The organism is Streptomyces mashuensis, assembly GCF_014654785.1.
Classification (GTDB): Bacteria; Actinomycetota; Actinomycetes; order Streptomycetales; family Streptomycetaceae; genus Streptomyces; species Streptomyces mashuensis.
The window spans coordinates 459,281-480,941 of the sequence record NZ_BNBD01000004.1 but is presented as its reverse complement, the minus strand read 5'-3'; the positions used below and the strand labels follow the sequence as shown (position 1 = coordinate 480,941).

The 21,661-nt window shown below is 73.9% G+C and carries 19 protein-coding genes; 9 read left to right on the top strand and 10 right to left on the bottom strand.

Annotation, left to right across the window (positions count from 1 at the left end):
- Positions 1–213 precede the first annotated feature (213 nt).
- Both IE305_RS14045 and lhgD read left to right on the top strand, forming a co-directional pair.
- Positions 214–1,683: an NsdA family TPR-like regulatory protein gene (locus tag IE305_RS14045; RefSeq protein WP_190129845.1), complete on the top strand. Its 1,470-nt coding sequence runs from the start codon at positions 214–216 to the stop codon at positions 1,681–1,683.
- A gap of 66 nt (positions 1,684–1,749) precedes the next feature.
- Positions 1,750–3,024: an L-2-hydroxyglutarate dehydrogenase gene (lhgD, locus tag IE305_RS14040; protein WP_190129844.1), complete on the top strand. Its 1,275-nt coding sequence runs from the start codon at positions 1,750–1,752 to the stop codon at positions 3,022–3,024.
- A 25-nt stretch (positions 3,025–3,049) separates the two neighbouring features.
- Here lhgD and IE305_RS14035 read toward each other — a convergent pair whose 3' ends face one another.
- Positions 3,050–3,985, bottom strand: a complete 936-nt coding sequence (locus IE305_RS14035; RefSeq protein ID WP_190129843.1) for a glycoside hydrolase family 16 protein — start codon at positions 3,983–3,985, stop codon at positions 3,050–3,052.
- A 230-nt stretch (positions 3,986–4,215) separates the two neighbouring features.
- Between IE305_RS14035 and trmB the strand changes: the two genes are divergently transcribed.
- The 4 genes from trmB to IE305_RS32995 all read left to right on the top strand — a co-directional run bounded on the left by trmB (position 4,216) and on the right by IE305_RS32995 (position 8,047).
- Entirely contained in the window at positions 4,216–5,022 is an 807-nt protein-coding gene (gene trmB, locus IE305_RS14030; RefSeq protein WP_229890926.1) for a tRNA (guanosine(46)-N7)-methyltransferase TrmB, read from the top strand.
- Between the two features lie 74 nt (positions 5,023–5,096).
- Positions 5,097–6,413, top strand: a complete 1,317-nt coding sequence (locus IE305_RS14025) for a PrsW family intramembrane metalloprotease (protein WP_373311621.1) — start codon at positions 5,097–5,099, stop codon at positions 6,411–6,413.
- A gap of 852 nt (positions 6,414–7,265) precedes the next feature.
- Positions 7,266–7,652, top strand: a complete 387-nt coding sequence (locus IE305_RS14020) for a very short patch repair endonuclease (RefSeq protein ID WP_190129842.1) — start codon at positions 7,266–7,268, stop codon at positions 7,650–7,652.
- Between the two features lie 83 nt (positions 7,653–7,735).
- Positions 7,736–8,047, top strand: coding sequence for a hypothetical protein (locus tag IE305_RS32995; protein WP_229890953.1), 312 nt, complete (start codon positions 7,736–7,738; stop codon positions 8,045–8,047).
- On the opposite strand, the gene IE305_RS14015 is transcribed toward IE305_RS32995, so the two are convergent.
- The 8 genes from IE305_RS14015 to IE305_RS13980 all read right to left on the bottom strand — a co-directional run bounded on the left by IE305_RS14015 (position 8,022) and on the right by IE305_RS13980 (position 18,329).
- Entirely contained in the window at positions 8,022–8,963 is a 942-nt protein-coding gene (locus IE305_RS14015; RefSeq protein ID WP_190129841.1) for an aldo/keto reductase, read from the bottom strand. The two genes, IE305_RS32995 and IE305_RS14015, sit on opposite strands and share 26 nt — an antisense overlap.
- A 23-nt stretch (positions 8,964–8,986) precedes the next feature.
- On the bottom strand, positions 8,987–10,513 hold the full coding sequence (locus IE305_RS14010) for an MFS transporter (RefSeq protein ID WP_190129840.1): 1,527 nt from the start codon (positions 10,511–10,513) through the stop codon (positions 8,987–8,989).
- Positions 10,514–10,647: 134 nt separating this feature from the next.
- A complete protein-coding gene (locus IE305_RS33485; RefSeq protein ID WP_268255925.1) occupies positions 10,648–11,703 on the bottom strand; it encodes a M23 family metallopeptidase in 1,056 nt (351 codons plus the stop codon).
- A gap of 385 nt (positions 11,704–12,088) precedes the next feature.
- Entirely contained in the window at positions 12,089–13,252 is a 1,164-nt protein-coding gene (locus tag IE305_RS14000; RefSeq protein WP_229890924.1) for a PP2C family protein-serine/threonine phosphatase, read from the bottom strand.
- A 285-nt stretch (positions 13,253–13,537) separates the two neighbouring features.
- On the bottom strand, positions 13,538–15,196 hold the full coding sequence (locus IE305_RS13995) for a DEAD/DEAH box helicase (RefSeq protein WP_190129838.1): 1,659 nt from the start codon (positions 15,194–15,196) through the stop codon (positions 13,538–13,540).
- Between the two features lie 168 nt (positions 15,197–15,364).
- On the bottom strand, positions 15,365–15,568 hold the full coding sequence (locus IE305_RS13990) for a cold-shock protein (RefSeq protein ID WP_190129837.1): 204 nt from the start codon (positions 15,566–15,568) through the stop codon (positions 15,365–15,367).
- Positions 15,569–15,847: 279 nt separating this feature from the next.
- Positions 15,848–16,666: a DUF6227 family protein gene (locus tag IE305_RS13985; RefSeq protein WP_229890920.1), complete on the bottom strand. Its 819-nt coding sequence runs from the start codon at positions 16,664–16,666 to the stop codon at positions 15,848–15,850.
- 163 nt (positions 16,667–16,829) lie between these two features.
- The gene (locus IE305_RS13980; protein ID WP_190129836.1) at positions 16,830–18,329 is read right to left on the bottom strand and encodes an MFS transporter; all 1,500 of its coding nucleotides are present in this window, start codon (positions 18,327–18,329) and stop codon (positions 16,830–16,832) included.
- A gap of 480 nt (positions 18,330–18,809) precedes the next feature.
- Here IE305_RS13980 and tuf point away from each other — a divergent pair, with 480 nt between their 5' ends.
- Positions 18,810–20,003, top strand: a complete 1,194-nt coding sequence (tuf, locus tag IE305_RS13975; RefSeq protein ID WP_190129835.1) for an elongation factor Tu — start codon at positions 18,810–18,812, stop codon at positions 20,001–20,003.
- 161 nt (positions 20,004–20,164) lie between these two features.
- Here tuf and IE305_RS13970 read toward each other — a convergent pair whose 3' ends face one another.
- Positions 20,165–20,890, bottom strand: coding sequence for a TetR/AcrR family transcriptional regulator (locus IE305_RS13970; protein ID WP_190129834.1), 726 nt, complete (start codon positions 20,888–20,890; stop codon positions 20,165–20,167).
- Between the two features lie 116 nt (positions 20,891–21,006).
- Between IE305_RS13970 and IE305_RS13965 the strand changes: the two genes are divergently transcribed.
- Complete coding sequence (locus tag IE305_RS13965) at positions 21,007–21,354, top strand: darcynin family protein (protein ID WP_190129833.1); 348 nt, start codon at positions 21,007–21,009, stop codon at positions 21,352–21,354.
- 190 nt (positions 21,355–21,544) lie between these two features.
- Positions 21,545–21,661, top strand: coding sequence for a SapB/AmfS family lanthipeptide (locus IE305_RS13960; protein ID WP_190129832.1), 117 nt, complete (start codon positions 21,545–21,547; stop codon positions 21,659–21,661).

Here is a 21,661-nt window from a genome sequence, read left to right as displayed (position 1 = left end):
TGGAACCGCCGCCCCCTTGGCGCGGACAGAGCGCACGGCGGGCGCACGGCCACACACAACCGGAGCACGTGCCCCTCCGTGCACGCACATACGGGCCAGAATCTCGCCATCCGGGACATCGCCTCTTAACGGTCGGGATGCGGCGAACTACGCTGGGTTTACGAATGCCTCGTGCCTATGCCGGGGCGGGCGTCGTGTCGTCGAGGGGTGCGCATGTCCAGGGAGCCACGCGGGCCGAACGAGAAGCTGGGCACTGTCCTCGCCCTCGCAGGGATCAGCAACGCCGGTCTCGCGCGCAGGGTCAACGACCTCGGTGCACAGCGCGGATTGACCCTTCGCTACGACAAGACCTCGGTCGCCCGGTGGGTTTCGAAGGGCATGGTGCCGCAGGGCGTCGCCCCCCACCTGATCGCGGCGGCCATAGCGGCCAAGCTGGGCCGGCCCGTCCCGCTGCACGAGATCGGGCTGGCGGACGCGGACCCCGCGCCGGAGGTGGGGCTCTGCTTTCCGCGCGATGTCGGCCAGGCGGTGCGTTCGGCGACGGAGCTGTACCGGCTGGATGTCGCCGGTCGGCGCGGGGGCGGTGGTATCTGGCAGAGCCTGGCCGGATCCTTCTCCGTCAGCGCGTACGCGACACCGGCCTCGCGCTGGCTGATAACGCCCGCGGACAGCTCGGTGGCGCGGGAGCCGGCGCAGGCGGCCCGCGAGTCGGCGACGCCCGGTCCGGGTGGCGGCGGGTCCGCCGGCCCGGACTGCGGTTTACCGCAGCGTGTCGGCCACAGCGATGTCGGCAAGCTGCGGGAGGCCGCCGAGGACGCCCGGCGCTGGGACTCCAAGTACGGTGGCGGCGACTGGCGTTCGTCGATGGTGCCCGAGTGCCTGCGGGTGGACGCGGCGCCCCTGCTGCTCGGCTCGTACAGCGACGACGTGGGGCGCGCCCTGTTCGGGGCGACGGCCGAACTGACGCGCCTGGCGGGCTGGATGGCGTTCGACACCGGCCAGCAGGAGGCGGCCCAGCGGTACTACATCCAGGCGCTGCGACTGGCCCGCGCGGCGGCCGACGTGCCGCTGGGCGGGTACGTGCTGGCGTCGATGAGCCTCCAGGCCACGTACCGCGGTCACGCGGACGAGGGCGTGGACCTCGCGCAGGCGGCCCTGGAGCGCAACCGCGGCCTGGCCACGGCCCGCACGATGAGCTTCTTCCGGCTGGTCGAGGCGCGGGCGCAGGCCAAGGCCGGGGACGGGCCGGCCTGCGGGGCGGCGCTGAAGGCGGCCGAGGGCTGGCTGGAGCGGGCGCGGCCGGGGGACGCGGACCCGTCGTGGCTGGATTTCTACACCCATGAGCGGTTCGCGGCCGACGCCGCCGAGTGCTACCGCGACCTGCGCATGCCACGGCAGGTACAGCGGTTCACGGAGCAGGCGCTGGCGCGGCCGACGGAGGAGTTCGTACGCTCGCACGGCCTGCGGCTGGTGGTGTCGGCCGTGGCCGAGCTGGAGTCGGGCAACCTGGACGCGGCGTGCGCGGTGGGCGCCCGGGCGGTGGAGGTCGCGGGGCGCATCTCGTCGGCGCGCACGACGGAGTACGTACGGGACCTGCTGCACCGCCTGGAGCCGTACGGGGACGAACCGCGCGTGGTGGAGCTGCGGGAGCGGGCGCGGCCGCTGCTGGTGGCACCGGCCTAGCCGCACCGGGCGGGCCCGGGGGGCCGCGGGCGGGCCCGGGAGCGGGGCCGGGCGGGCATGATCCCCATGTGGCGGCGGGTTGTCAGTGCCACAGGCCATCATGGTGGCGTGGGCGGTGAGGCACTGAGAGCGTGCGACTACGACGGTGACGTGCTGGTCGTCGGCGGCGGCATCGTGGGCCTGTCGACGGCCTACGCCATCACGCGGGCGGCGCCGGGCACCCGTGTGGTGGTGCTGGAGAAGGAGAGCGGCCCGGCGGAGCACCAGACCGGGCGGAACAGCGGTGTGATCCATAGCGGCGTCTACTACCGCCCGGGGTCGTTCAAGGCGCGGTTCGCGGTGGCGGGCGCGGCGGAGATGGTGCGGTTCTGCGCCGAGCAGGGCCTGCCGCACGCGGTGACCGGCAAGCTGATCGTGGCGATGGAGCGGGCGGAGCTGCCCCGGCTGCACGCGCTGGTGCAGCGCGGCCGGGAGAACGGCATACCCGTGCGGGAGCTGGGCCGCGCGCAGATAGCCGAGTACGAGCCGGCGGTGCGTGGCGTGGGCGCGATCCACGTGGCGACGACGGGGGTGTGCGACTTCGGCGCGGTGGCGCGGCGGCTGGCCGCCCTTGCCGAGGAGGCGGGGGCGTCGGTGCGGTACGGGGCCGAGGTGCGCGTGATCGGCCGGCGCGGCGGGGCCGTGGCGGTGCGGACGGCGCGCGGCGAGGTGCTGCGGGCGCGGGCGCTGGTGAACTGCGCGGGGCTGTACAGCGACCGGGTGGCGCGGCTGGCGGGGGACGACCCGGGGCTGCGGATCGTGCCGTTCCGGGGGGAGTACTACGCGTTGGCGGCCGAGCGGGCGGGGCTGGTGCGGGGGCTGGTCTACCCGGTGCCGGACCCGGCGTTCCCGTTCCTGGGCGTGCACCTGACGCGCGGCGTGGACGGCGAGGTGCACGTCGGGCCGAACGCGGTGCCGGCCACGGCCCGCGAGGGGTACGGGCGGCGGGTCGTACGGCCGGCGGAGCTGGCGGGCACGGCCGCGTGGCCGGGCACGTGGCGCCTGGCGCGGCGGCACTGGCGGTACGGGGCCGGCGAGGTGCGGCGGTCGCTGTCGAAGGCCGCGTTCACGGAGGCGGTGCGGCGGCTGCTGCCGGACGTGTCGGCGGACGACCTGATACCCGCGCCCCCGGGCGTGCGGGCCCAGGCGGTGCTGCGGGACGGCACGCTGGTGGACGACTTCCGGTTCGTGGAGTCGCGGCGGATGGTGCACGTGCTCAACGCGCCGTCGCCGGCGGCCACGGCGTCCCTGCCGATCGGGCGGGAGGTGGCGCGGCGGGTGCTGGCGCAGCTGGACCGGTGAGCGGAATGGGCGGCGACCGGTGCGGCTACGCGGGTGCGTAGACGCGTACGTAGTCGACGAGCAGCCGCGCCGGGAAGCGGGTGGTGCGGTCCGGCGGGCCCGGCCAGTCGCCGCCGACGGCGAGGTTGAGCAGCAGGTAGTGCGGGTGGTCGGACACCCACTTCCGGCCGCGGCCGAGCCGGTCCGCGCGGACCGACCCGTAGGGCCGGCCGTCGAGGTACCAGGTGATGCGGCCGCGCTCCCAGTCGACGCGGTAGACGTGGAAGTCGTCGGCGAGGGAGCGGCCGCGGCCGAGGTCGGTGTGCCGTTCGACGCCCTGGGCGGCGTAGCCGGGGCCGTGCACGGAGCCGTGAGCGGTGCCGGGCTCGCGGCCGAGCACCTCCATGACGTCGATCTCGCCGTTGCCGGGCCAGCGGACCCGGTCGATGTCGGCGCCCATCATCCAGAACGCGGGCCAGGTGCCCTTGCCGCCGGGCACCTTGATCCGGGCCTCGAAGCGGCCGTACGTGCGGGCGAACCGGCCCTTGGTCGTGATCCGGCCGGAGGTGATGTCGCAGGGCCCGGACGCGCAGTGCATGCCGGGCAGCCGCTCGTGGCGGGCGGTGATGGCCAGGTTGCCCTGCCCGTCGAGGGAGACGTTGGCGGGGCGGTCGGTGTAGTACTGCCACTCGTGGTTGCCCCACTGGGGCTCGCCGCCGCGGTCGTACACCCACCGGGCGGCGTCGGGCCGCCGGTGGGCGGGCCCGGTGAACTCGTCGGCCCAGACAAGGCGCCAGCCACCGGGGCCGGAGGCAGCGGCTCCCTGCGGGCCGGAGGCAGCGGCTCCCTGCGGGCCGAAGGCAGCGGCTCCCTGCGGGCCGAAGGCCGCGAGGAGCAGCACGAGGACGGCCGGGACAGCACTGAGAACGGGGCCGAGGACGGGGCCGAGGGCTGGGGCGAGGGCGCGGAGGAACGGGCGCATACGGGTCTCCGTGGCTCCGGGTGATCACGGGCCGGCCGGGGAGTGGCCAGGGGGATCGTAGGAGGAGCGGGGCCCGGCGAGGGCCCACCACGCCACCGGGGGCACGGCAATCCGTACGAGCAGGTCACCCGCGGTCACACGATCGGGCGACACGATGAAAACGCCGGTCCGCCCGGTGGAACGGGCGGCCCCGAGGGGTTCCGGCGGCCCGCCCGTAGACTGGGAGGACTGTGTCCGAGAACTCCACGTACCCCGCCCCGTCCCTCGCCCGGCCCCTCGACCGCCCGGCCGCGCCTCCGCGTGCCCGGCGGGAGCCGATGTTCCCCGAGGGCCCGGCCCCGGACCCGGCCGGCTCGCACCACGAGCGGCGGATCCGGTCGTTCCAGCCGCGCCGCAGCCGGGTGACCGCCGGGCAGGGCGACGCGCTGCGCCGGCTGTGGCCGCAGTGGGGGCTGGACATCGACGGGATGCGCCGGCTCGACCTGGGCGAGCTGTTCGGCGACCCGGCGCTGCCGGTGGTGCTGGAGATCGGCTTCGGCATGGGCGAGGCGACGGCGCAGATGGCGGCCGCCGACCCCGGCACGGGCATCCTCGCGTGCGACGTGCACACACCGGGCCAGGGACACCTGCTGGGCCTGGCCGAGCGGAACGGGCTGAAGAACGTGCGCGTGGCCAATGGCGACGCGATCATCCTGCTGCGGGAGATGCTGGCGCCGGACGCGCTGGCGGGCATCCGCGTCTTCTTCCCGGACCCGTGGCCGAAGAAGCGGCACCACAAGCGCCGGCTGATCCAGCCGGAGTTCCTGTCGCTGGCCGCGGCGCGGCTGGCGCCGGGCGGCGTGCTGCACTGCGCGACGGACTGGGAGCCGTACGCGGAGCAGATGCTGGAGGTGCTGTCCGCGGCGCCCGAGTTCGAGAACACGCAGCCGGACGGCGGGTTCGCGCCGCGTCCGGAGTTCCGTCCGCTGACGCGCTTCGAGTCGCAGGGCCTGGACAAGGGGCACGTGGTCCGGGACCTGATGTTCCGCCGCCGCTAATGCGCGCCCGCCCCCTGGTGCAGGGGGCGGAAAACCGCCCGTCGCCGGGCGCTGACCTTGGTTAGGGTCGTCTGGTGCACGAGTCACCGCCCTTGGCCCCTCAGCAACCACCGACCTTCCAGCACTACAAGCCGCGCCGCGCCCTGTGGGACACCCTCTGGGACAACAAGGCCGTGCGGGTCGGCGGCCTGTGTCTGCTGCTCGCCCTCAGCGGGCTGATCATCCTGGCGCTGGTCCGCGAGCAGACCGGCACCGAGGGCTTCCTGGTGGGCCTGGGCCTCGCCGTGCTGCCCGTGCCGCTGCTGGTCGCCGCGTTCCGCTGGATGGACCGGGTGGAGCCCAAGCCGTGGCGGGACCTGGTGTTCGCCTTCGCGTGGGGCGCGTGCGCGGCGACGCTGGTGGCGTTGCTGGCCAACAGCCTGGCCACCGAGTGGCTGACCAGCACCGTCGACCCGGCGGAGGACGTGGACCCGTCGGGCTGGGGTGCGACGTTCGTGGCGCCGGTGGTGGAGGAGAGCGCGAAGGGCGCGGCGCTGCTGTTGCTGTTCCTCTTCCGCAGGCGCAACTTCAACGGGATCGTGGACGGCGTCGTCCTCGCCGGCATCACGGCCACGGGGTTCGCGTTCACCGAGAACATCCTCTACCTGGGCAACGCGTTCGCCTCCGACCAGTCGTTCGGCTACTCGGGGGTGCCGTCGATGACGGCGGGCACGTTCTTCGTCCGGGTGCTGATGTCACCGTTCGCGCATCCGCTGTTCACGTCGATGACGGGGCTGGGCTTCGGCATCGCGGCGTCGCTGCCGGCCCGGCGGCGGGTGCTGCGCACGCTGGTGCCGGTGGGTGCGCTGGTGACGGCGATGCTGCTGCACGGCGTGTGGAACGGTTCGGCGTCGCTGGGCGGCCTGGGCTTCCTGGCCGTGTACGCGCTGTTCATGGTGCCGGTCTTCGGCCTGCTGACGTGGCTGACGATCTGGTCGCGGCAGACGGAGCTGCGGACCATCCGGGCGTACCTGCCGGCGTACCAGGCGGCGGGCTGGCTGACGCCGCCGGAGCCGCCGGCGCTGTCGTCGATGCGGGCCCGGGGCATCGCCCGGGACACGGCCCGCCGCACGGGCGGCCCGGCGGCGGCACGGATCGTGGCGGAGTACATATCCTTCGCCACGTCGCTGGCCTTCCTCCGCCACCGCGCCCACCGCGGCACCCCGGACCCCGACTTCACCGCCCGCGAGCAGGAGCTCCTGGCCCACCTCTGGCAACGCAAACACATAGCCCAACCGGCCCTGGCCCAAGCAGTAGCCACCTGGCCCCACCCCACCTGGACCCCACCCCCACACCCCTGGCCCCAGGGCCCAGGCCCGACGTGGCCGCAGGCGCCGGGGCGGCATCTCTGACGCCTGGAAATACCGACCGCTTCGGCCACCGGCAGCGGGAAAGCGTTGCCCACCCGGTGGTAGCGCGCCGCCTTGTCCCTCCCCGGAGAGCGTCCAGTCCCGGGGTAAGCCCTGGATGATCGCTGCCTGCTCGACGGTGAGCAGGGGCCGGCAGGCCTGAACAGGTCCCGCTCAGGAACACAGTCATCCGGATCGTTGGCCACACCCCAGCCGTCGACACCCAGTGCTTCCCAGGCCTTCTTCGCACGGCTGGGCCCGAGGTCCGCGCCACCGTGCTTCTTGGACCCGCCGACGAGCGTCGGAGCCGCGGTACCCGGTGCCGTGGCCTTCTCCAGCCACCGCTGCAGGACGGCGTCACCCTCGGCACCGTAGGGAGCGCAACGCTCCACCATGGTGTCCTTCAGGGCCTCCGCCACGGTGACGACCGTCTTTTCATCGCCCACGGGCCACTCGAACCCGACGCCCACGAGGAGCGCCTGGGGGTCATAACCGGAGCGTACGAGGTCAGAGCTGCGGGGCTCCGAGGGGACGGGCCACCTGCCGAGGTTCCACCAGCTCGCGCCCCCTTGGGGCACGGTGCCGGAATCCGGCCCGGTGCAGGCCCACGGCATCCCCCTCCCCCCCCGGGTACCGGCGCCCTTTCCATCGATGTCAGCGGGGCACCGCTGGGGTTCATGAGCCCTCCTGGATGCGACGGGTGCAAGTGGCTTCAGCCCACACCCAAGAGCGACGATTCGATCTTTGTTGGAGAGGCAGCCGGAGAGCGTCGCCCCGAATCACCATGACCGACCTCCGCCACGGCAGAATGGAGGCGTGCCCGCTCTTCCTTCCTCGCCCGATGTCTCTGCACGGATGAGTCGCCAGGCCAGCCGTGACACCGCGCCGGAGGTCGCCGTGCGGCGCCTGCTCCACCGCGAAGGGCACCGCTTCCGGCTGCACCGCCCCGTGCCGGGCATGCCGCGGCGGACCATCGACATCGCCTTCCCGGGCGTGCGGGTGGCCGTCTTCCTCGACGGCTGTTTCTGGCACGGCTGCCCGCAGCACGCCACCAGCCCCAAGGCCAACGCCGAATGGTGGCGCCAGAAGCTGGACCGCAACATGACGCGCGACCGGGAGACCACCGAGCGTCTCACCGAGGCGGGATGGACGGTGCTGCGGTTCTGGGAGCACGAGGACCCGGTCACCGTGGCCGCCGACATCGCCGCGGTCGTCAGCTCGGCACGGGGGCTGCGCCCTTGATCGCCGGCGCGCCCCCCTGCTGCCCTGCTCCAGGCGGGAGTTAGCCTCACCAGCAGAGGACAACCGAGCTGGAGGGCATGGCCATGGTGAAGGTTCCTGGTGCGGTGATTGCTGCTGGTGGGCTGGTCGGGGGGTATGGCTTGGCTCGGTGGAGTGGGCGGCGGGCGTTGGGTGGGGTGGCGTTGGCGGGGGCCGGGGTGGCTGCGGCGCGGGAGTGGAAGGACAGTGCTGGGGGCGCGGCGGCGGCCGGGTTGAGCGGGTTGTACGTGGCGGCGTTCGCGGGGTCGCATCCGCTGGCGAAGAAGATCGGGGCGTGGCCGTCCGTGTTCGCCGTGGCGGGCGGGGTGGCGCTGGCCTCGTGGGCCGTGGTCAGGAGGGTTCCGACGCCGCGGTGAGGAGCGCCAGCTCGTCCTCCGTGAGGTGGAGTTCGGTCAGGGCCAGCAGCGCCGGCAGCTGGTCGGTCGTGCGGGCGCTGGCCAGCGGGGTGGCGACCGTCGGGCGTGCGGCGAGCCAGGCCAGGGCGACGGTGGCGGGTTCGGTGTCGTGGGCGGCGGCCACCTGGTCGAGGGCGGCGAGGACGGCGCGGCCGCGGGGCGTGTCGCCGTAGGCCGCGGCGCGGCCCGCGCGGGCGCTGTCCACGTGGGCGCCCGGCCGGTACTTGCCCGTCAGGAAGCCCTGCGCGAGCGCGAAGTACGGCACCGCCGCCACGCCGTGGCGTGCGGCCACCTCGGCGAGCGCGCCCTCGTATGTTTCACGGGAAACCAGGTTGTACTGCACCTGGAGGGCCACGTACTTCGCCAGCCCCGACGCGTCGGAGAACTCCAGCGAGGCCGCCAGCCGCTCGGCGGAGATGTTCGACGCGCCGATCTCGCGGACCTTGCCCTCCTTCACCAGCCCGTCCAGCGTCGTGATGACCTCCTCGACCGGCACCGACGGGTCGTCGAAGTGGGTGTAGTAGAGGTCGATGCGGTCGGTGCGCAGCCGTCGCAGCGACTCCTCGGCACCGGTTCTGATGGCGGCCGCGGACAGCCCGCGCGGCTCCGGATGCCCGCCGCCCACCTTCGTCGCGACGACGACGTCGTCGCGGTGGCCGCGCGCGGCCAGCCACGCGCCGATGATGGTCTCGGACTCGCCGCCCCGGTGGCCCGGCACCCATGCGGAGTAGATGTCCGCCGTGTCGACGAAGTTGCCGCCGGCGTCCGCGTAGGCGTCGAGGACGGCGAACGACTCCTTCTCGTCGGCCGTCCAGCCGAAGACGTTACCGCCCAGGGCCAGGGGGTGGACCTCCAGGCTGCCGATACCGATCGTCATCGCCCGCCTCCTTCCGGTGCCGGCTAGTCCGCCGGCGCCGGGGCGGGCAGGGGTTCCGGGGGGCTGACCGACAGGGGCGCGGCGATGTCCTCGAGGGAGCGGCCCTCGGCGCGTACGGCCAGGAACGCCGCGACCACACCGCCCAGGCACATCAGCGCCGCGCCGATGGCGAAGGCCAGCACCGTGTCGCCGACGACGCCGCCGCGGGTCAGCGACGCGAAGAGCAGCGGGCCGCTGATGCCGCCCGCCGCCGTGCCCACCGCGTAGAAGAAGGCGATGGCCATGGCCCTGGTCTCCATCGGGAAGATCTCGGAGACGGTGAGGTACGCGCTGCTGGCGCCCGCCGACGCGAAGAACAGCACGACGGCCCAGCAGGCGGTGAGCGTGACCGCGTTCAGCCGGCCGGCGCCGAACAGCCACGCCGTGCCGAACAGCAGCAGCCCGGCCAGCAGGTACGTCGACGTGATCATGATGCGCCGGCCGAGGGTGTCGAACAGCTTCCCCAGGAACAGCGGCCCGAGGAAGTTGCCGACCGCTATCACGGCGAAGAAGTAGCCGGTGGACGACGTGGAGACGCCGAAGAACCGGGTGAGGATGGCGCCGAAGCCGAAGGTGATGGCGTTGTACAGGAACGCCTGGCCGATGAAGAGCGCAAGGCCGAGCACCGCGCGCCGGCGGTAGTCGGAGAACACCGTGCGGGCGATGTCGCGGAAGCCGAAGCTGTGCCGCTCCCGGATGGTGAAGCGGCCCTTCGCGGGCGGCAGCGGCTCTCCCTTCTCGGCGACGACCCGCTTCTCGATGGCCGTGACCAGCCGTTCCGCCTCCTCGCCGCGGCCGTGGATGAACAGCCAGCGTGGACTCTCCGGCACGTGCCGGCGGACGAAGAGGATCATCATGCCGAGGATGACGCCCAGGCCGAACGTCAGCCGCCAGCCGATGTCCTTGGCGAAGATGCTGGTGTCGAGCATGAGGATCGACAGCAGCGAACCGGCGATCGCGCCGAGCCAGAAGCTGCCGTTGATGATGATGTCGACGCGGCCCCGGTAGGCGGCCGGGATCAGTTCGTCGATGGCGGAGTTGATCGCCGCGTACTCGCCGCCGATGCCGAAGCCGGTCATGAAGCGGAAGGCGAAGAACCACCAGGAGGAGTAGGAGAGGGCGGTCAGCGCCGTCGCGCTCAGGTACACGGCGAGCGTGACCATGAACAGCCGTTTCCGGCCGAACAGGTCCGTCAGCCGGCCGAAGAAGAGCGCGCCCGAGCAGGCTCCCGCCACATACAGCGCAGCGGCCACACCGGTCACGCCGCCGGACGTGATCGGCAGGCCGCTGCCCTGTTCGGAGAGGCGGCCGGCGATATTGCCGACGACCGTCACCTCCAGGCCGTCGAGCACCCAGACGGTCCCGAGCCCGATCACGACCGTCCAGTGCCAGCGTGACCAGGGCAAGCGGTCGAGGCGGGCGGGAACGGAGGTCGTGACCGTTCGCGGCGTCCTCGGCGACTCTGGGGTCCTCGGGCTCGTCGTCGTCACATGCTCTGATTTCCCGGTCATCGGCAGAACATTCCCGGCACAACCGGTCGGACTGCTACATAACCCGGCTGCCTCGTTGCGCTTGCGGCGCGCGCCGGGCCCGCACTCGCGCCGTGCACGGCCCGCACGCCCCCCTCCACCGGGCCCCTACGGGCCTACGGGTCCAGCCCCCTCCCCCGCAGCCAGCCCAGCGGGTCCACCGGGCCGCCGCCGCCCGGCCGCACCTCCAGGTGCAGGTGGGGCCCGGTGACGTTGCCGGTCGCCCCGACCCGGCCGATCACCGTGCCGGGCGCCACCGGCCCGGACGTGACGACCATGGAGGAGAGGTGGCAGTACCAGACCTCGGTACCGTCCTCGAGCGTCTGCACGATCCGGTAGCCGTACGCGCCGGCCCAGCCCGCCGACGTCACCCTGCCCCCGCTCACCGCCTTGACCGGCGTACCGGTCGGCGCGGCGAAGTCCTCGCCGGTGTGGCGCGCCGACCAGTGGCTGCCGGCCTGCCCGAACCCGGCGGTGAGCGTGTACGCGCCCACGGGGAGCGTGTACGTGGCATACGGGCCCCCGGCGAGCGCCCGCGTGCCGGCGGGGGCTGTGCGGGGGGCGGCGCGCGGTGCGGTACGCGGGGCGGCGCGCGGTGGTGTGTGCGGGGCCGTACGCGGCGCGGGCGCCGCCCGGTGCTGGGCCTGGGCCTGGGGCTGGTGCTGCGTCGTGCGGTGCTGGGGGGCCTTCCGTGGCGGGGGTGGGGCGGCGGCCGGCTTCCGGGTGACGGCCGCGTTCCGGGCAGGGGCCGCCGCCCGGGCCTTCCGGGCCTTCTCCTTGGCGGTGGCCTGCTGAGCCGCCGCCGTCCGCGCCCGGTGCTCCTCCGCTCTCTCCGCCGCCGCCTTCCGCTGCTGCTCCGCCGCCGTGTGGAAGGCGCTCCGCCGCAGCGACTCGTCGGCCTCCGTCCGCTGCCGTTCGGCCTGTTGCAGGATGCGCACCCGCAACGCCTCACCGGCGTCGGCGGTGCTGAACACGACCTCCACGACCGGCGTGTCGGCCGGTACCACCACCTCGCGGGCCGGCAGGGTGCGCGGCCCGGGCGTCCGCTGGGCGACGTTCGCCGAGGGGGCCGGGTCCCCCGGCCGGCCCTGGGCCCCGGCGGCCTCGGCCACGCCGCCGGCGCCGACCGCCGCGATGACGCCGACGCCCAGCGCCGCACCACCGCGCGCCACCGAACCGCCGCGCTGTTTGGGCGCGCGGTGCCGGCCGCGCGCGGGCCGGCCGTCGCCCCGAGAGGAGAGGCCGACGGGAGGAGAGGGGTCGCCGAGGTGAGGCGACAGGGAAGACGGGGGACACGGAGGAGACGGGGAAGACGGGGAATCGGGGCGGCGGACGGGGGAACCTCCGCCGGGGGCAAGGTCGTTGGACGTCACAGGAGGAGCACTCCTTCCTGCCGCCTTCCGGCGGCACGACGACCGTGCTGCGTTTCCGCTGAGTTTCCGCGTTGTCGAACGCTAATGGACCCGCGGGGCCGGTGGCAGCCGAACGGGTGAATGCGCCGGGCGAACGCGCGCCGCGCACCGTGGCACTGACGAGGCGTCAGTGGCGGTACGGCCGTCAGTCGGTGCGCCCCGCCTGCACGCGGACCGCACGGGAGGGCGTACGGGCCGTCGTCTGTGCGAGGGCGCTGCCGACGACGGCGGGGCGGTGCCGGCCGTCGCCGCGCCGGATGGCGAGCAGAGCCATGTCGTCGGCGGCCCGCCCGCCGGCATGCCGGGCCACGTCGGCCGTCAGCGCGTCCAGCAGCGCCTCGGGGTTGCGGAACTGCCGGCCGTGCAGCAGCCCCTGCGGGTCGTAGAACGAGCCGTCCGCGTCCCGGGCCTCGGTGACCCCGTCGGTGAAGAGCAGCAACGTCGCGCCCGCCGGGAAGGCGCACTCCGTCACCTTGTCCGGCCACGTGCCGAGCTCCCCCATGCCCAGCGGCAGGGCGGGGGCGGCTCCGGACACCTCGCGGGCGCGGCCGTCCGGGTGCAGGAGGAGGGGCGCCGGGTGGCCGCGGTTGACCATGCGCAGCACCGAGCCGCCGGGCGGCACCTCGGCCAGGACCGCGGTGGTGAAGCCCTCGGCCGCATCCAGGCTCGGGCGCCGTGCGCCCTCCCGTTGCAGTGCGCGCTCCAGGCGCGCGGCGAGCCCCTCCAGCGTGCGCTCCTGCTCCGCCGCCTCCCGGAACGCGCCGATGACCACCGCCACCGCCTCGACCGCGCCCAGCCCCTTGCCGCGGACGTCGCCGACGATGACGCGTACGCCGTGCGGGGTGTCCTGCACCGCGTACAGGTCACCGCCGATGCGGGCGTCTGCCTCCGCCGCGACGTACCGGGCCGCCACGCGCAGCCCGCTGATGCGCGCCGGGGGCGCGGGCAGGACGGCCAGCTGCGCCGCCTCCGCGATGCAACGCGCCGAGGCGAGCTTCCGCACGCTGCTGCGCACGATCCGGTTGATGCAGAGCGCCAGCACGCCGACGGTCAGCTCCGTCACCACCTCCGTCAGCGACTCCCCCACCTCCGGCGCCGGCCGGACGAAGGCCAGGACGACCGTGGCGGCCAGCGCGGCCAGCGCCGCGCCGAGCGTGGCGCGGCCGGCGAGCAGCGCGGCGGCGACGAGCGGGGCGGAGATGAAGAACGGGGCGGACGAGTACTTCGCCGGCGTCAGCAGGTCGAAGAGGACGCCGCCGGCGATGAGCGCGGCGGGCAGCCAGCGCACGAGGCCCCGGAGCGGATGCACGGGGAGCCGGTCCGGGCGGACCGCGGGTCCGTTTCGCTTCCCCACCGTGCGCACGCTCTCCTCACGAGGCCCACCAGGTCACCAGGTCACCGGACGACGCACCGAACCCGGGGCGAGCCTTGGGCACGGGGCGACTGTCCGCACCTACCTTGGCGGCTGTCGCTTGCGCTGGCGAATCGGCGTTCGGCCGTGTGGGGGAAGGGTGCGGCGGAGAGCTGCCGCGCGGGTGGGTCACCTGCGTGCCCACCCGCTGCTCACCCGCTGGTCACCCTCGTCACCCGGCGCTCAGCGGCCGCGGCCGCCGTCGCCCGCGCCGGGGCGCGGCGCGCCGGCCCGCTGACCGCCGCCGGGAGCGGCACGGCGCCGGCGGCGATGCGCGGCACCCGCGGCCGGGGCGGCGGTGGGGGCGGCGGAGGACAGCTTGTTCCGCGCCGGGCGGCCGGTCTGCCGGTTCTCGTCGCGGCTCTGCTGCTGCCCGGTCGCCTTGCCGGACGCCTTGCCGGACGTACGGCCGGACGGACGGGCGGAGGCACTGCCCCCGCGCCCGCCACCGCGCCCGTTGCCGTTGCCGTTGCCGTTGCCGTTGCCGTTGCCGGCCACGTTCCCGTTGCTGCTCCCGTTCCCGTTGCCGTTCCCGGAGAGGCCCTCGGCCCGGGCGGCGCTGCCGCGGCCCCGCGAGCGGCGCTTGGCCGAAGCCGCCTTGGGCGCCGGCGCGGGCGCCGGAGCGTCGATCGTCACCGGCACACCGCTCGGCTCCCGCGCGCCCGTGATGCGCGCCAGCTCCGGAGCCTGCGCCGTCACCGAGGCGACCCCCGGCTTGATCTTCGCCGTCGCCATCATCCGGCTCGTCTCGCGGCGCTGCTCGGGCAGCACCAGCGTGACGACCGTGCCCGTCTCGCCCGCGCGGGCGGTGCGCCCGCCGCGGTGCAGGTAGTCCTTGTGGTCGGCCGGCGGGTCGACGTTCACGACGAGGTCGAGGCCGTCGATGTGGATGCCGCGCGCCGCGACGTTCGTCGCGATCAGCGCGGTCACGTGCTCGGTGCGGAACCGCTCCAGCGTCCGGTCGCGCTGCGGCTGGCTCTTGCCGCCGTGCAGCGCCGCGGCCCGGACGCCCTGCGACAGCAGCCGCTTCACCAGCCGGTCGGCACCGCGCTTGGTGTCGACGAACATGATGACGCGGCCCTCGCGGGCGGCGATCGACGTGACCACGGCCTTCTTCACGGTCACGTCGGCGACGTGCAGCAGGTGGTGGTCCATGGTGACGACGGCGCCCGCCGAGGGGTCGACGGAGTGCGTCACGGGGTCGGTGAGGAACCGGCGCACGAGCCGGTCCACGTCACGGTCGAGGGTGGCGGAGAACAGCATGCGCTGCCCGTCCGGGCGCACCTGGTCGAGCAGCCGCGTGACCTGCGGCAGGAAGCCCATGTCGGCCATCTGGTCGGCCTCGTCGAGCACCGTCACGGCCACCCGGCCGAGCCCGCAGTCGCCGCGCTGGATCAGGTCGGCGAGCCGGCCCGGCGTGGCCACGACCACGTCGACGCCGCGGGCCAGGGCCTGGGCCTGGCGGTTGATGGACACGCCGCCGACGACCGTGGTGGTGCGCAGGCCGAGCGCGTTCGCGTAGGGCTGGAGGGCGTCGGTGACCTGCTGGGCCAGCTCGCGCGTCGGCACGAGGACGAGGCCGAGCGGCTGCCCCCGGTCGGCGCGCGTGCCCGCCGCGACGAAACCGGCGGTGCGGGTGAGGAGCGCGAGGCCGAAGGCGAGGGTCTTGCCCGATCCCGTGCGGCCGCGGCCCAGGACGTCCCGGCCGGCCAGCGAGCTGGGCAGCGTGGCGGCCTGGATGGGGAACGGCTCGGTGACGCCCTCGCGGGCGAGCGCGTCGAGCAGGGTCTCGGGGAGGCCGAGACCGGCGAAGGAGCTGGGCATAAGGGGACCTTCCCTCATGGGGTGCGGGCCCCCTGGGGTGGACGAACGGGGTACGGGTGCGTCGCGGGACGCGGGTGACGCGTACGGGCCGTACGCGTACGGGTGTGACAACGGGGCCCGCACGCACGCAGTGGCGTTGCGGGCCCCGGTGTACGGGGCGAGGTCATGCGGCGACCTCGCGCTGCGTCACAGGGTGACGATGTTCTCCGCCTGCAGGCCCTTCTGGCCCTGGGTGACGTCGAACTGGACCTTCTGGCCCTCGATGAGCTCGCGGAAGCCGGTGGAGGCAATGTTCGAGTAGTGGGCGAAGACGTCGGCGCCGCCGCCGTCCTGCTCGATGAAGCCGAAGCCCTTCTCCGCGTTGAACCACTTCACGGTGCCAGTCGCCATGTCCGTTTCTCCTTCTTGAATGGGTGGGTTCCCGGACCGGTAAGACCGGCGAAAACAAAAATGCGCCTTCGGCTACATGGCCGAGGCGCACACAAGTTCATGGGTACCACAACTGCAACTTCGATTCAGCGTAGCACGGGCATTCGGCGCTGTGGGGCGGTACGTGGGCGGGATCACGTACCGCCGGACGTACCGCCGGATGCACTGCCGGGCGTACCGCCGGATCGCGTGCCACGCGCCCGGCGCGCGCCCCGCCCGCGCGCGCCCCGGCGTCCGGCCCTATAACTCCACCCCCTGCGCCCGTGCGTGCCGGTCGGCCGCGACCTCGGCCTCCGCCTCGTCGAGGTAGACCTCGCACACGAGCCGGCCGTCGGCGGTCATGTTGTGCTCCAGCTCCCACAGGCTGACCTCGCCGCCGCCCTCCAGCAGGAAGGCGTGCTCGTAGAAGCGGCACCAGGTGGCGTCCCGCCCGGGGCCGCGCCGCCTCGGCTTGGTGATCAGCGCGATGTGGTGGCCGAGCGCGCCCTGCAGCAGCTCGCGCACCACCTCCCCCGGGCCGTCGGCGTTCTCCGCCCGGCGCAGGAGCCGGCGCGCGTGGTCGGGCGACGCCTCCGAGACGTACTCCCGGCGCGGCCGGGTCGGGCCCATGGCGAGCAGCAGTTCCTCCGCGAGCCAGGCGGGCAGCTCCTCGGCCTCGCTGTCGGGCCCGATGCCCCCGCCGCCGATGCGGTCGTGCACCCGGCGCTCGGCGGCCTCCAGCGCGCTCTCGTGCACATACAGCTCGTAGACGTAGTGCTCCTCCGGGCCCGTGTCGTGCTCCAGCTCGTACAGCAGCAGGCTGCTGCCGTCGGCGAGCAGGAAGATGTGCCGGTAGGTGTTGCAGCGCAGGGGCCGGTCGTCGTCGTTGCGCTGCCGGTAGGAGCGGAGCTCGGCCTGGTGCATCAGGGCGGTGCGCAGCCGGGCCAGGACGGGCTCGCCGATCTCGAAGCCGTTCTGGGCGCGGCCCAGCAGCTGCTCGACGTGCTCGCCGTGCTCGCCATGGGCGGCGCTCCCGCGGTCGTGCTCGTCCTCGCCCCCGCCCGCTCGCGTCTTCGCCATGCCCGTCGACCTCCCGACCCTTCGCCGCGCGATCGCCGCGCGACCCGAAACGACACCCCTCCCCGCGCACTTACCGTAGCGGCGCGAACACGGGCGCGGGGCGGAGTTTTCACCAACTGCCCGCCGGGGGGCGGCATCCGGCCGCGGCCCGCCCCGCGGCCGGTCAGGGCTCGCCGGCGGGGGAAGCGATGCGGGCACCGGCCCACCAGCCCGCCGCGGCCAGCGCCGACAGCAGCAGTCCGGCGACGACGAAGGAGTGCGCGGGCGCGGCGTCGACGGCGAACGGCAGTACGAGATGGCCGGCGGTGGCCGCCGTACGGCTGACGGTCTGGTCGACGGTCAGCAGCCGCAGCCGCTGCGCCGGCCCGAACCGCGACAGCCGGGCCCGCAGCGTGACGGCGGCGACGGGCAGCAGCAGCCCGGAGGAGGCGCACAGCAGGACGACGAGGACGAGCGAGCCGGCGACGCCGAGGCCGGCCAGCGACAGCCCGGAGACGACCCAGGCCAGGCAGTACGTGCGCAGCCAGGGGCCGCGGCGCGGCAGGTGCCCGGTGAGCAGGTTGCCGACGAGCCCGCCGGCGGCGGTGGCGGCGAGGGCGAGCCCGTATCCGGCCACGCCCTGCCCGAAGCGGGTGACGAGCATGGGCGGCAGCCCGACGGTGGAGACGGCGCCGGCGAACAGGGCGGCGCCGTGCAGGACGACGGCGATGCCGATGCGCGGGTGCGCCCGCAGGAGGGGCCAGGCGCGCACGGCGAGCACGCGCGCGCCGGAGCGCGGGCGATGACCGGGGCCTGGGCGGCGGCCGAGGACTGGGCGGTGACCGGGGCGCGGGCTGTGACCCAGGGGCGGCAGTACGGGTACGGGGCGCGGGAGGAGGCGTACGCGCCGTAGCGAGCGGAGGAGGCGCCGGGGGGAGGCGGCGCGGGCGGCGCGCAGGAGGCCCTCCAGGGCGCGCAGGCCGCGAGCGCCCCGCGAGCCGACGCCCGCTCCCGCGCTCACGCCCCCGCCCGCCCCCGCACCCGTCCCCGTGCGCGTCCCCGTGCGCGCCCCCGTGCGCGCCCCCGCACCCCTGGCGCTCCCCGTCACGCGCTGGCGGGCGAGCCAGTGGAGGGCGAGGGCCGAGACGGCGAACGTGAAGCCGTCGATGGCGAAGAGGTGGATCTCCGAGACGAGCAGCAGGAGCGCGCCGACGCTGCCCTGGCCGGCGGCGGCCGCGATGCGGGCGGTGAGGTCGAAGAGGGAGCTGACCTGTTCGACCTCGGCGGGCGAGACGAGCTGGGGTATGAGGGCGCCGAGGTTGGGGTCGAAGACGGCGCTGAGGGTGCCGAGCAGCAGCACCATGACGAGCAGGAGGGTGAGCCCGGCCGGGTCGGGGGACCAGAGGAGCGGCAGGGCGGCGGCGACGAGGGCGCGGACGGCGTCCACCCAGGCCAGCGAGCGCCAGCAGGAGAACCAGGCGACGACGGAGCCGGCGCCGCCGACGACGACGTACGGCACGGATTCGACGGCGGCGACCAGCCCCATGAGCGAGGACGAGCCGGTGGCGTCGTAGACGACCCACATGGCGGCGAGGGCATAGAGCCGGTCGCCGAGCACGGACAGGGTCATGGACAGCCAGAGCACCCGTACGCGCCGGCAGCGCAGCAACCGCACGTGTCTCATGCGATATGCCTCATGGCGCATGCCTCACGGCGTCTTACCTCCGGCACTTCCGGTCCCCGGGGGCGCACACCCTAGGGCCGGCCGGGCCGGCGGCCTTCCGGCATTCCTCCGCAAACCCGGACCAGTACCGGCGCGCCACCACCCGCACGGGTCGCACCGTTCGCCCGCCGTCTCACCAGGCGGACCCCGGCCCCCCGCGGGCGCCGGGCGGGCCCGGCGCCCGCTCGCCCGGGTGACCCCTCGGCACCACCGCTCGCCCATCCGGGGACGTGGCGCGCGCCACACGAGGCTGTGACGCCATAGAGTTACGGGTGCATTGCTCTGCGTATCGACGGGTTCGACTGGTACGGCGGGTTTGTACGTTCCTGGGCGTCCCTGGGCGTTCCTGACGGGCGTGAGCGCGATGTGGACATTTCAGGACGCGAGGGATCGGCGCCGCCGGCCTTCCTTCGTCCTGCTGAGGTGAACAGGAGGTTCCCAGTGGCGAAGGCGAAGTTCGAGCGGACGAAGCCGCACGTCAACATCGGCACCATCGGTCACATCGACCACGGCAAGACCACCCTTACCGCGGCGATCACCAAGGTGCTCCACGACGCCTACCCCGACCTCAACCAGGTCTCGGCCTTCGAGAACATCGACAAGGCCCCCGAGGAGCGGCAGCGCGGCATCACCATCTCCATCGCGCACGTCGAGTACCAGACGGAGCAGCGGCACTACGCGCACGTCGACTGCCCGGGCCACGCGGACTACATCAAGAACATGATCACCGGTGCGGCGCAGATGGACGGCGCCATCCTGGTGGTCGCCGCGACCGACGGCCCGATGCCGCAGACAAAGGAGCACGTGCTCCTCGCCCGCCAGGTCGGCGTCCCGTACATCGTGGTGGCGCTGAACAAGGCCGACATGGTCGACGACGAGGAGATCCTGGAGCTCGTCGAGCTGGAGGTCCGCGAACTGCTCAGCGAGTACGAGTTCGACGGCGACGGGGCTCCGGTCGTCAAGGTCTCCGCGCTGAAGGCGCTGGAGGGCGACGAGAAGTGGGGCAAGTCGGTCCTGGACCTGATGACAGCGGTCGACGAGGCGATCCCGCAGCCGGAGCGCGAGACGGACAAGCCGTTCCTGATGCCGGTCGAGGACGTCTTCACGATCACCGGCCGCGGCACGGTGGTCACGGGCCGGATCGAGCGCGGGGTGCTGCGCGTCAACGAGGAGGTCGAGATCATCGGCATCCGCGAGCAGTCGACGAGGACGACCGTCACCGGCATCGAGATGTTCCGCAAGCTGCTCGACGAGGGCCAGGCCGGTGAGAACGTCGGCCTGCTGCTGCGCGGCATCAAGCGCGAGGACGTCGAGCGCGGCCAGTGTGTGATCAAGCCGGGTTCGGTGACGCCGCACACGGAGTTCGAGGGGCAGGCGTACATCCTGTCGAAGGAGGAGGGCGGCCGCCACACCCCCTTCTTCAACAACTACCGCCCGCAGTTCTACTTCCGTACGACGGACGTGACGGGCGTGGTGACGCTGCCGCAGGACAAGGAAATGGTCATGCCGGGCGACAACACGGCGATGTCGGTGCAGCTGATCCAGCCGGTCGCGATGGAGGAGGGCCTGAAGTTCGCCATCCGCGAGGGCGGGCGCACCGTCGGCGCCGGCCAGGTCACGAAGATCACGAAGTAGCCGGCGGAGGGCGGGAACGGGACCGCACCGGACCCGGCCAGAGGACCCTGGAGCCGACCGGCCGCCCCGTTCCCAACCGACACGCTAGCGCCCGCCCCACGACCGGGTCCGCAACCGGAACGGCGTGGCGGCAGGAATCCCGAACCCGGCCGCCGGCGCCCTCAGCGCGGTTCCCCCAGGGCCGCCAGGATCTCGTCCACCGTGTGGGTGAAGAGCGGTTCCGGGTCGGTGAGGGCGAAGTCGAGATGGCCGAAGACCTCGACGGCCACGGTTCCGTAGAGGCGCGTCCAGCAGGCGACGAAGACGTAGATGACGTCCAGCGGCACGGGCGCGCCGGAGAGGTGCTCGCGGACCTCCTCCAGCTGGGCCGCCCAGGACGGGTCCAGGCCGGTGGGCGGACGGATGCCGCCCTTGCGCCAGAGCTCGACCATCAGGCCGAGGAGCACGCCGCCGAAGCGCCAGCCCGAGTCGTGCGCCACCGTGCCGGGCGTGGTGTCGGCGTCCGCGACGGGCTTGGCGAACAGCAGCCCGAACTCGCGGGGGTGGGCCAGCGCCCAGGCGCGCAGTTCGTGGCACACCTCGCGCAGCTGCCGCCCGGGTCCGGCGGCCGGGTGCCGGTCCCGGGCGGCGGCCAGGGCGTCGGCGAGCTCGTCGTAGAGCGACGAGGTCAGCGCCTGGACCAGCTCCCGGTGGCCGGCGTAGTAGCGGTACAGGGCCGGCGCGGTCATCCCCATCTCGCGGGCGATCGCGCGCAGCGTGACGGCGCCCGGCCCCTCCTCGACCAGCAGCCGCCTGCCGGTGCGCAGGATCTCGGCCAGCGCCTCCTCACGGACGCGGTGCCGGCGCCCGCCGACGGCGGTGCGCGGAGTGCGCGGAGTGCTCGACACGGCCGGCCGCCCCTTTCCGCTCGCTCACTTGACAAAGTTAACGGGTTTCACTTTACCCTACGGCCTGAAAGTTAACGCCGTTAACTCGTTAACCGACTCATGTCCCGGGGGTCCCCATGAAGTACGGCATCGTCCTCACCTACACCGTCACCCCGCGCTGGCTCGCCCTCTCCCGCGAGCAGCGCAACACCCTGCGCGAGACCCACCTGGAGCCGGTCTTCGCCGCCCACGCCGGCCGGGTCACCGCACGCTTCTACGACGCCGAGGCGTTCAACGGCCGGTTCTCGGACTTCGCCGTGCTGGAGACCGACGACCTGGGCGCGTACTACTTCCTGATCGAGGCACTGCGGGACACCCCGATCGTCGCCGAGGGCTACCTGACCTTCAACGACGTGCTGCTGGGGGTCGAGGACGGCTTCCACGCGTACGAGCGGGCCCTGGCCGGCGAGGCCGGCGCGCGGTGAGCACGGGGGCGGCCTGACGCCGTAGGGGCGCCGGAGGCCCGGCCGGTGCGCGAGATGCGACCGGTCGCGGGGACATGGGGGACGCCGCTTTCCCCGCGATGCTGCCGCCCTCAAGTTCGGGGACGGCCAGGTTCGGGGGCCTGCCGGACGGGAAGTGTCAGGGCATGGCGCCAAGCGGAAGGGGGAGGACATGACGCTGCTCGACCTCCAGGCCCTGGTGGCGGACGACGAACACGGAGACGCGCTGTTCTTGTCGCGGAGCGACGAGCCCAGCAATTTGAGCATCGTTCTGTGCCAGGACGACTGA

Bases quoted from the DNA above. Each gene is read 5' to 3' on its own strand.
- IE305_RS14045 (WP_190129845.1), top strand. From the start codon at position 214: ATGTCCAGGGAGCCACGCGGGCCGAACGAGAAGCTGGGCACTGTCCTC.
- lhgD (WP_190129844.1), top strand. From the start codon at position 1,750: ATGTGGCGGCGGGTTGTCAGTGCCACAGGCCATCATGGTGGCGTGGGC.
- IE305_RS14035 (WP_190129843.1), bottom strand. From the start codon at position 3,985: ATGCGCCCGTTCCTCCGCGCCCTCGCCCCAGCCCTCGGCCCCGTCCTC.
- IE305_RS14020 (WP_190129842.1), top strand. From the start codon at position 7,266: ATGAGTCGCCAGGCCAGCCGTGACACCGCGCCGGAGGTCGCCGTGCGG.
- IE305_RS32995 (WP_229890953.1), top strand. From the start codon at position 7,736: ATGGTGAAGGTTCCTGGTGCGGTGATTGCTGCTGGTGGGCTGGTCGGG.
- IE305_RS14015 (WP_190129841.1), bottom strand. From the start codon at position 8,963: ATGACGATCGGTATCGGCAGCCTGGAGGTCCACCCCCTGGCCCTGGGC.
- IE305_RS14010 (WP_190129840.1), bottom strand. From the start codon at position 10,513: ATGACCGGGAAATCAGAGCATGTGACGACGACGAGCCCGAGGACCCCA.
- IE305_RS13995 (WP_190129838.1), bottom strand. From the start codon at position 15,196: ATGAGGGAAGGTCCCCTTATGCCCAGCTCCTTCGCCGGTCTCGGCCTC.
- IE305_RS13990 (WP_190129837.1), bottom strand. From the start codon at position 15,568: ATGGCGACTGGCACCGTGAAGTGGTTCAACGCGGAGAAGGGCTTCGGC.
- IE305_RS13985 (WP_229890920.1), bottom strand. From the start codon at position 16,666: ATGGCGAAGACGCGAGCGGGCGGGGGCGAGGACGAGCACGACCGCGGG.
- IE305_RS13980 (WP_190129836.1), bottom strand. From the start codon at position 18,329: ATGAGACACGTGCGGTTGCTGCGCTGCCGGCGCGTACGGGTGCTCTGG.
- IE305_RS13965 (WP_190129833.1), top strand. From the start codon at position 21,007: ATGAAGTACGGCATCGTCCTCACCTACACCGTCACCCCGCGCTGGCTC.
- IE305_RS13960 (WP_190129832.1), top strand. From the start codon at position 21,545: ATGACGCTGCTCGACCTCCAGGCCCTGGTGGCGGACGACGAACACGGA.